We start from the raw sequence: 8,422 nt of genomic DNA, 5'->3' as shown, positions 1-8,422 counted from the left end.
GGGTTTGTGGAATCCTTCAACGGCCGGATGCGCGACGAACTGCTCAACGAGAGCCTGTTCTTCAGCCTGGATCACGCCCGCCAGAAGGTCGCCGCCTGGGCGCTGGACTACAACACCCGCCGGCCGCACTCGTCGATCGGCTACCTCACCCCGGAGGCTTTTGCCGCCAGTCTGACCGCAACAGGCCGACCCGCTGCGCAGGATGAAAGCTGCGCGGCCCGGCCTGTTGCTCACCCCACGCTGCGAGGCGTAACTAACCCAAGGACTCTGGTCGCCGCTGGATGAAAACTCAGGGGCACGTCACCAGCACCAAGTCGGCGGGATTGTTGCTCGGATCGACAATGGTGACGAAGGGGCTCAGCGCGGGGTCGGTGAGCGCATTGGGTATGTGCGCGGCGACCGGCTGTGCGATCCGGTCGGTGAATGACGTGTCAAAGAGGCTCCCGCTTAAGGACAACCCGCCGCTCGAGCGGTAGTCGACGCCGAAGGTAAAAGTCTCCGCCGTCTCTGGCTTCAGGTCGGAGTTTCCTCCGTACAGATACAAGGCGAGCACGCTCGTCCCCTCCCCAGGAAGCGTTGTTGCCGAGATCGCCGACGCGTCATTCAATTGAGGCAGCCCAGGCGCTCGGAAGGATGTTCCCCAAGACGCCCTTACGGATAGCTCGGGCATGGGAGACCAGATGACCCCGAGCTTGGGATTGGTTGTGGTGCCGAAATCATCATAGCGTTCGACGCGGCCTGCCACTGAAAGGTCCAGACGTCCGAAGCCGCGCCTCGCTTCTGCGCCTCGTAGCAGTGGGACTCGCACTTCGCCGAACACCGCCAGGATGCCCCGGTCCTGCGCGGGTGTTACCGTCAGAACCGGCTCAACCGTCGATCCCAAGCTCAGCACCTGGGTCTCGAACTCCTCTCGCCGTCCTTGCAGTCCGACGGCCGCCTCAACCGCCCCCGCCGGAGCATGAAAGAGGGTACCAGAAACCAGGATATTGGCCGATGTCGTCTTGCTGTGATCCAGGGCCCGTGTGAAACCGCTGCCGATGAAGGCGAGCACGGCTGCACTGTTGGCGTCACCCATCCCGAAAGGGTTGAAATATCCGTCACGCGACGCGCTGTAGGAGGTAGCCGGATCATCCGGCAGGTTGCCCAGAGCTTCGTTGAGATAGCGAGAATTGACGCGTCCGGTCGTTCCGGACGACCCTCTCTCGCTTGCATGGGCCAAGTATGCATCAATCGACCAGCTGGGCGTTAGATCAAGGCGACCGCCAAGGGTCGCTCCCAAGCTGCGCGACGATCCTGACCGTCGCGGCGATCCCAGATCTTGAAGAAAAGAATAGCTGACAACGTGCGCCGCCGATCCGTCGGGCGAGACGAAATGGGGATTGGTACGACTTACCGCGAAGATCGCCGGTGACGTCGCACCGGCGAACGCGTAGTCTCTCTGGCTCAGACGCAGATCAGCGGAGATCTCCAGCCGCTCGCCCAATTGCTGTCTGACACGTCCGTACAGGCTGCGCCGTTCGGTTGCTGGCACCAGATCCTGACCCATCGACGCGCTCTGAAGGTTGGCGGCGCCCGCTTCGAAATCAGCGGGGGTGACGGCGATCCCTGCGGAGCCGGGCCTAATGGCCCACTGAGAGACATAACCGCCCGCGGCGGGATCGTACGCGACGATATTTCCTGGACCACTAAAGACGGTCCGGTGATCGGTCCCGCCGAATGGACGAAGATCGCCGTCGGATGTCCAAGGCCGATCAAGGGAGCTAAACGCGTTCACCGTCTGATATTCGGCGGCGAGCAGCACAGCCCCGGTGTCCCACGATGTGCCTGCGAGGTGAGACATCATCACATCCTCACCGCCACCGCGCGCAGCGCTCACCCGTAGCCGGCTTTCGTGGCCGTCGAAGGACTGTCGCAGAATGACGTTCACGACCCCGGCGACCGCGTCAGCGCCATACAAGGCGGACGCCCCATCAAGGAGGACATCGACGCGCTGCACTGCACCTGATGGGATCGCCGAGACGTCGGCGAACTCCCCCCTGAATCCCGTGCCGGCGAGCCTTCGGCCGTTCACGAGGACGAGTGTCGCGTCGGGACCGAGCCCTCGCAGGTTGACCCCTGTCGCGAACACGGAGTTGGAGCCAGCCGTGTCGGCCCCCGACAAGTCAGCAATGGGATTAGCTGCCCCAGCGTAGTTCTGTGGGAGGTCCCTAAGCGTATCCGCTACCGTCCCCAATCCTCGACGATCCAGCGCATCCCGATCCAAGGTGACGACTGGTGAAGCGAGCTCTCCTGAGGACCGCAACAGCGTTCCCGTCACCACCACCTCGTCCAGCACTGTGGCGGTCTGATCGCCGGTCATTGCGACAACAGCCGTCGTCTGAGGCCGGCGCACATAGAGGACGCCCGGTCGGGTCTGGCCCCAGGTCAGACCCGTGCCGGCCAGAAGGCGATCCAGGGCTGCCGTGGGTTCATAGCGCCCACGAAGGCCCGAGGTGCTCAGGCCAGCCACTTGGTCGCCGGTGAAGAAAATCTGCTGATCGGACTGCGTCGCGAAGAGGTTCAGCGCGTCGCGGAGCGACCCCGGCGGAATGTTGAAGTCGCGCGCCTCCTGGGCGCAGGCGCTCGTGGCGATGACAGCGACGCACGCGGTCAGCGCGCTTGCGGAAAGAAGGCTAAGGCGACTCATATTGTTGGCTCCCCTCGACGCCAAAACACGGCGTCAAGAAAGAGACCGCCAACTCCCCGGCTAACCCCGGAGCTGCTTCCTAATTATTTTCGGCTGCGGACAACCGCACGCTCCCTGCCGGCCCTTCGGAGACCCGAAGGTCCAGGACGGCCGACGCCGTTGAGACGAAGGCCTCGCGGTCGCCGGTGCGGAACACGCCGTTGACCGTCGCCCCGTCCATCGCGCCGGGCTCCAGCTCGATCTTCGCAGTGAGGTACCGATTGACCTCCGACACCGCTTCCCTGAGCGGCGTGTCCTGGAACACGATGCGGCCGTCGATCCAGCTCGTCTCCGTCGCGACGTCGACGGGCCGTGTTGCTACCCCATCTGGGGTCCTGACCGCCTGCTGGCCCGCAGACAGCCGCCTGGGCGCCGACACCCCGCTCTCCGCCACCTCGACGACGCCGGAGACCAGTGTCACCCGCACGTCGGCGCCTTCCCGACGGACATCGAAGACCGTGCCGAGCGCCTGCACCCGCGTATCCCCTGCCTGGACGACGAAGGGGCGCTCAGCGTCATGGGAGACGGTGAATAGGGCTTGGCCGCCCTCCAGCTCAATGAGACGCTGATCGGCTGCAAACCGGACGCGGATCCGGGAACCGGTGTCGAGCCTGACCGTCGAACCGTCGGCCAGCTGCACCAGGCGCTGTTCTCCGACGTGGGTCGAGTAGATGGTCCGCGATTCCTGCCAGATCCCGACGGCGACGACCAAGGCGACGGCCGCCGCGACGGCGCCGAGGCCGATGAGAAAGCGGGGCTGGCGCCGACGGCGCTGACGACCCCCTCCCCTGCCCTTCCGCGTCATGGCGGCGCCGATGGCGTCGGCCACGGCCTGGCTGCCCGATATCTTGCCCGTCTCCGCCCAGACCGTCTCGACCCGTCGATAGGCTTCGGCGTTGGCGGGCACCGCCCGCCAGGCGAAAAAATCCTCTATTGTCTGGGTCGTGACTCTGCGCTCTCCAAGTCGAGCGTACCACGCGGCGGCCTCGATCTCCGCGGGCTCCGCCGGCTTGTTCTTGGACATAATCCGTCCCACCGCTATCGCCGAAGTTGAGCGGCGCAATGGGCCAAGGCCTTGGTCATTCGCCATTCAACCGTCTTCGTGGATAACCCGAGCCGCTCGCCGATCTGAGCGTTCGTCATCCCCACGAACCGGGACAATACAAAGACATCGCGGAGCGGCTCTGGCAAGCTTTGTACCAGTTGTCGAGCAAGCACCTCCTCGTCCTGCCGTGGCTGTTCACCCTCCCCAACGCCGGTCTGGGCGAGTTCCTGGACGTGGCGGTCCCGCCGCACTTCGCGGGCCTTACCATTGGCGGCGAGATTGGCGGCAATGCGTAGGAGCAGCGCGCGCGGATGCGCGACTTCCGTCCTCCCTTGGTAGGGGCCAAACCGGAGCCAAGTCTCCTGGGCGAGGTCCTCGGCCTCCTCAATGCCATAACGCCGAATGAGCCGGCTCTTGAACCATGAGGAATACCGATTGTAGAGCGCGTCCCAAGGTATCAGACTGTCCTCGCTCACGCGCTGGAATCCATCTGACACAGAGTCGCCCTCCCGATATCAGTTGATGATGACCGCGACGAACAATGACACGATTAGTCCACCCTTGAAAGAGTGTCGAAGACCCAATTTTGTGAATAGCGCTTTTAGTGAAGGCGTCTAAGTCTGATTTCAATATTACTGGCGTATTATTTCGTATATACTAAATATATATGTCAATAACCGGGCCGATACGACTAACATATATTACTGCATATCATCTCCGTTGATGTTTTGATGTCGTGATTTCTATATTAGATAAATATTAATGGGTGCGTCTCTGCGATTTCATCGCCCCGCATGGCTCGAGGAGCCGCAGGAAAATGACACGATAAGTCTACAGATTTCCACCAACCTTCCGGGCCATCTCGGGAGATGGATATCGCTATTCTGGTGGGAAGGAATGTCCGCGCCCTACGTCGCGACGCGGGTATGACGCAAGAAGAGCTCGGCTTTCAAGCAGGGTTTGAGAGAAGCTATATAAGTGACCTTGAGCGCGGTACGCGAAATCCTACCATCCGCGCCCTTGAAAAGCTTGCGTCAGCGCTTGGTGTTCCCGCGAAGCGTCTTCTGGAAGACGTCTAGAAGCCACTTTCAATCAGCTGTTGTGCTGGCCTCGTCTCTGCTCCACCCCAAAAGTGGCGCCTCTGATCCGCTGATGTCGATGTCAGGCCTGGATGACCCCGTTCCGCAGATAGGCGCTCCAGGCGGCGTCCGACGGAAATGCCGATGGCGGTAGGACACTGGTCGGCAGGGTGTTCCGGCGCGCCAGTTCGTCGGCCGGCAGGCTGTCGTCGACCAGGCCCAGTTGTTGGAACAGCGGCAGGGCGTAGCCGGGAATCCAGCGCCTCAGATCATACCAGGGTACGGAGGCGAAGCGTTCGGGAGCCAGGTTGATGAACGAGGTCATGCAACTCTCGGTCAGGGTCGAATAGAATTTCGGCTTCCGATGCACCTCGTTGGTGAATCTCAGGATGCGTTCGAAATAGGTTCGGACGACCTGGGGGCTCTGGCGTACGGGGAAGATCTGGATCTCATCCGGCGGCGTTCTGGCCATCCTCTCCCAGAACAGATCGCGTTCCGTGGCCAGTTCCGGATAGAGGGGATCGCGCCGGAAGAAGCCCGCGAGAGGATCGAACTGAGCGCCCCTGGCCTGACGGGCCTCCATGGACACGACGACGTGGCGGCCGTCGGCGAAGTGGAATGACAGCATGACATGCTCCATCGCCTTCAGGTCGCCGAACGGTTGAAGGATCAGGTCCATGCCCTCGATGGCGGACAGGTCGAAGGTCTGGGTCGTCCAGCGCGGGACCGAAGCGACGCCCGGATCATGCAGGGCGTCGCGGTAGTTGTGGATGGTCGCCCGGTCGCCGTCGATCTCGACCCAGGCCTCGCGGGAATGCAGGTCACGCCAGTCCTGGGGCGCAGGCGATTTGCTCCAATAGGCGCACAGGACGCCGATGAGCAGCAGGGCCGCGACGCCGCGACGCAGCCTGAGCCATTGAAGGGGGGCGAACCACAGTCCCAGGATCAGGACCGGAAAGGTCAGGGCGCCGACATCGCGGACCCATTCGGGCCAGGGAACCCAATAACGGATCGCCAGTGCGCAGAAGACCGCCAGGACAAAGACGAGGACGTTCGCCCCGTAAAGCGCAATACGTCTCAATTCCACGACCCCGGAACATGGTTTTCCGCCACCCGGAAGGCCGGATGGCAATGGTGGGAGCAGCTTGGCTGGATCGCCCGGCCTTTAGGTGATAGCCGGATTATTCCCCCCGATAGCGACAACCCGATATGCAATCAACCAACCCGCCTCGATGGTCAGTTCTCATGCGGGAGAGGACGCTCCTTTCGCGTCTGCCGACCGTGGTGTTTGTTCTGTTCATCGGCCTGTGGCTTCAGGCCTGCGCGACGGCGCCATCAGGCGTGCTCCTGCCTACGGCCGCTGTTCCGGAGGGGGCCGACACGGTCAATGTCCTGGTCTATTCCACACGGGCGGAATCCGACCAACCGGGGGTGGTCTATTCGGGCAAGCGGGCCGAGACGCTTACATCGATGGCGGTGGAGGTCTCGATCCCTCCGGATCACGAGATTGGCGCCGTCGAATGGCCGCGTCGTCGCGACAGGGACCCCAGCCGGTATTTCGCGACCGTCTCGATCGAGCCGGTCCTGGACGATGCCTCGGCCGCAGCCTGGATCAGCAGTCACCAGACCAACGGGCACCTGCTGGTCTTTGTTCACGGCTTCAATGTGCCTTTCGACAGAGCTGTCTATTCGCTGGCGCAATTGACCCATGATTCCGGTGTTCAGGCGGCGCCGATCCTGTTCACCTGGCCGTCGTTGGGACGGGTGTGGGGCTATGTCTATGACCGCGAGAGCGCCAACTATTCACGAGACGCCCTGGAACAACTCCTGCGCGCCGCGGCTCAAAATCCGGACGTGAAGGAAATCACGGTCATGGCCCATTCGATGGGCAGTTGGATCGCGGTCGAGGCCCTGCGTCAGTACGCCATTCGCGAAGGACGGGTCGATCCGAAGATCCAGAACGTCATCTTGGCGGCGCCGGACCTGGACGTGGATGTCTTCGCACAACAGTTCAACACTCTCGGCGAAGAGCGGCCGCACTTCACCTTCCTGGTGTCGCGCGACGATCAGGCGCTTCGCATGTCACGCCTCATCGCGGGCGGAGTGCAGCGGGTCGGAGCACTCGATCCGTCGGCCGAGCCGATACGCAGCATTCTGGAGCAGATCGGCGGGATCACCATTGTCAACCTGACCCATGTTCATGGTCGGGATCGTCTGAACCACTCGGTCTTTGCCGAGAGTCCCGAAGTCGTGCAGCTTCTGGGCGGAAGCCTGATGTCGGGGTCCGGTCTGTCCGGATCGTCCGACCTGCCTTTTGGTGCGCTCGTGCTCGACATGGCCGAGACGATCACATCCGATCTGTCGCAGAAATCGCCGGCGACCGGGAGGGTGGCGCGTCATTCCCGTGGCGCAACCGCCACCCGGCCAGAATCATCTGTTGCGGCCGGAACTGCGGCCTCCAATGCGCAACCCGCCGCTTCCGGCGCCGTGGTCATCAGCCTGCCGCCATCCGCCGCCCCGGATAAGGACGTAGCGGAGCCGGCGCCAGAGGCGTCCGCGCCTTCAGCACCATCTGCGCCCGTGATCCCTGCCGACAAGGACGCCGTCCCGCATGGGTAGGCGACGGACCGGCTAGCGGCGCATCCTTCCTGGCCTGTGGCTGGTCGTGGCCGTTCCTGCGACGGCCTGGACAGTCACGGCCCTGTGGTTCCAGTCACCTCTGCCATGGCGAGGTCTCTGGATCGCAGTGGCCATTGCCGTGGCGATCATGATCCCCATGTTGACGCGCGGTCGTCCGTGTCTGCGGCTCTGTGCATCCGTAGCCGCCCTTGCGGTCGTGGCTCTGTGGAGTTCGATCAGGCCATCGAACGACCGTGACTGGGCTCCGGACGTCGCCCATGGCGTCACGGTCGAGATTCAGGGCTCACATCTCGTGGTGCGCAATGTTCGAGATTTCGAATGGCGCACCCGTCAGGATTTCGCGCCGCGCTGGCGTACCGAGGTCTATGATCTGGACGACTTGGTGTCCGTCGACCTCATCAGTTCGGCCTGGGCCAATCCGGCCATCGCCCACACCCTGATCAGTTTCGGCTTCTCGGACGGTCGCCATCTGGTGTTTTCGGCTGAGATCCGTCGTGAACGTCTCGAGGTCTTTTCGGAGGTCGGCGGCTTCTTCAAGGCATTCGAGCTGGTCCTGATCGCGGCCGAAGAGCGCGATATCGTGCGGCTACTTACCGATGTGCGCGGAGAAACCGTCTCGCGCTTCACCTTGCAGGTCGCGCCGGAACAGCCGCGCGCCCTGCTGGTTTCATATCTGGAAGCGGGGAACGCCCTGGCGCAGAAGCCTCGCTTCTATCAGACCATCACGACCAACTTCACGACGGTGATCTTCAAGCTGGCCAGACTGGCCGGGTATTCCGGCCGACTGGCGGATTCTGCTGTCCGGATATCTACCCGACCATCTCTATCAGCACGGCATGATCCGGACCGATCTGCCGCTGGATGAGGTCAAGCGTCAGGCCATCATCCCCCGTTCGCTTCCCCCAAGCAGCGGCGATTGATCGGCGTCAGGGC

Annotated in this window: 8 protein-coding genes; 4 read left to right on the top strand and 4 right to left on the bottom strand. The window is 62.9% G+C overall.

Translation table 11 applies throughout. The features are described from left to right. A partial coding sequence (locus HX774_RS14165; protein WP_178827737.1) for an integrase core domain-containing protein occupies positions 1 to 285 on the top strand: 285 nt, incomplete at its 5' end. 4 nt (positions 286 to 289) lie between these two features. Here the strand turns inward: HX774_RS14165 and HX774_RS14160 are convergent. The 3 genes from HX774_RS14160 to HX774_RS14150 all read right to left on the bottom strand — a co-directional run bounded on the left by HX774_RS14160 (position 290) and on the right by HX774_RS14150 (position 4,246). Beyond that, complete coding sequence (locus HX774_RS14160; protein ID WP_178827735.1) at positions 290 to 2,686, bottom strand: TonB-dependent receptor; 2,397 nt, start codon at positions 2,684 to 2,686, stop codon at positions 290 to 292. 79 nt (positions 2,687 to 2,765) lie between these two features. Beyond that, positions 2,766 to 3,815 (bottom strand): FecR domain-containing protein, encoded by a 1,050-nt coding sequence (locus tag HX774_RS14155; RefSeq protein WP_178827733.1) that lies wholly within the window; start codon positions 3,813 to 3,815, stop codon positions 2,766 to 2,768. Beyond that, positions 3,764 to 4,246, bottom strand: coding sequence for a sigma-70 family RNA polymerase sigma factor (locus tag HX774_RS14150; RefSeq protein WP_178827731.1), 483 nt, complete (start codon positions 4,244 to 4,246; stop codon positions 3,764 to 3,766). The genes HX774_RS14155 and HX774_RS14150 overlap by 52 nt, the downstream gene beginning before the upstream one ends. Positions 4,247 to 4,639: 393 nt before the next feature. On the opposite strand from HX774_RS14150, the gene HX774_RS14145 reads away from it, so the two are divergent. After that, a complete protein-coding gene (locus HX774_RS14145; RefSeq protein WP_178827729.1) occupies positions 4,640 to 4,849 on the top strand; it encodes a helix-turn-helix domain-containing protein in 210 nt (69 codons plus the stop codon). An 82-nt stretch (positions 4,850 to 4,931) separates the two neighbouring features. On the opposite strand, the gene HX774_RS14140 is transcribed toward HX774_RS14145, so the two are convergent. Continuing rightward, on the bottom strand, positions 4,932 to 5,930 hold the full coding sequence (locus tag HX774_RS14140) for a DUF4105 domain-containing protein (protein WP_178827739.1): 999 nt from the start codon (positions 5,928 to 5,930) through the stop codon (positions 4,932 to 4,934). Positions 5,931 to 6,094: 164 nt separating this feature from the next. Between HX774_RS14140 and HX774_RS14135 the strand changes: the two genes are divergently transcribed. After that, the gene (locus HX774_RS14135; RefSeq protein ID WP_178827727.1) at positions 6,095 to 7,468 is read left to right on the top strand and encodes an alpha/beta hydrolase; all 1,374 of its coding nucleotides are present in this window, start codon (positions 6,095 to 6,097) and stop codon (positions 7,466 to 7,468) included. 127 nt (positions 7,469 to 7,595) lie between these two features. Further along, entirely contained in the window at positions 7,596 to 8,354 is a 759-nt protein-coding gene (locus HX774_RS14130; RefSeq protein ID WP_218650438.1) for a DUF4105 domain-containing protein, read from the top strand. Positions 8,355 to 8,422: the final 68 nt, after the last annotated feature.

Source organism: Brevundimonas sp. P7753 (genome assembly GCF_013386595.1).
Lineage (GTDB): Bacteria > Pseudomonadota > Alphaproteobacteria > Caulobacterales > Caulobacteraceae > Brevundimonas > Brevundimonas bullata.
This window is presented reverse-complemented; position numbering and strand designations above follow the sequence as displayed.

Coding starts and splice junctions, on each gene's coding strand:
- HX774_RS14160 (WP_178827735.1), bottom strand. CDS start 2,686: ATGAGTCGCCTTAGCCTTCTTTCCGCAAGCGCGCTGACCGCGTGCGTC.
- HX774_RS14155 (WP_178827733.1), bottom strand. CDS start 3,815: ATGGCGAATGACCAAGGCCTTGGCCCATTGCGCCGCTCAACTTCGGCG.
- HX774_RS14145 (WP_178827729.1), top strand. CDS start 4,640: ATGGATATCGCTATTCTGGTGGGAAGGAATGTCCGCGCCCTACGTCGC.
- HX774_RS14135 (WP_178827727.1), top strand. CDS start 6,095: ATGCGGGAGAGGACGCTCCTTTCGCGTCTGCCGACCGTGGTGTTTGTT.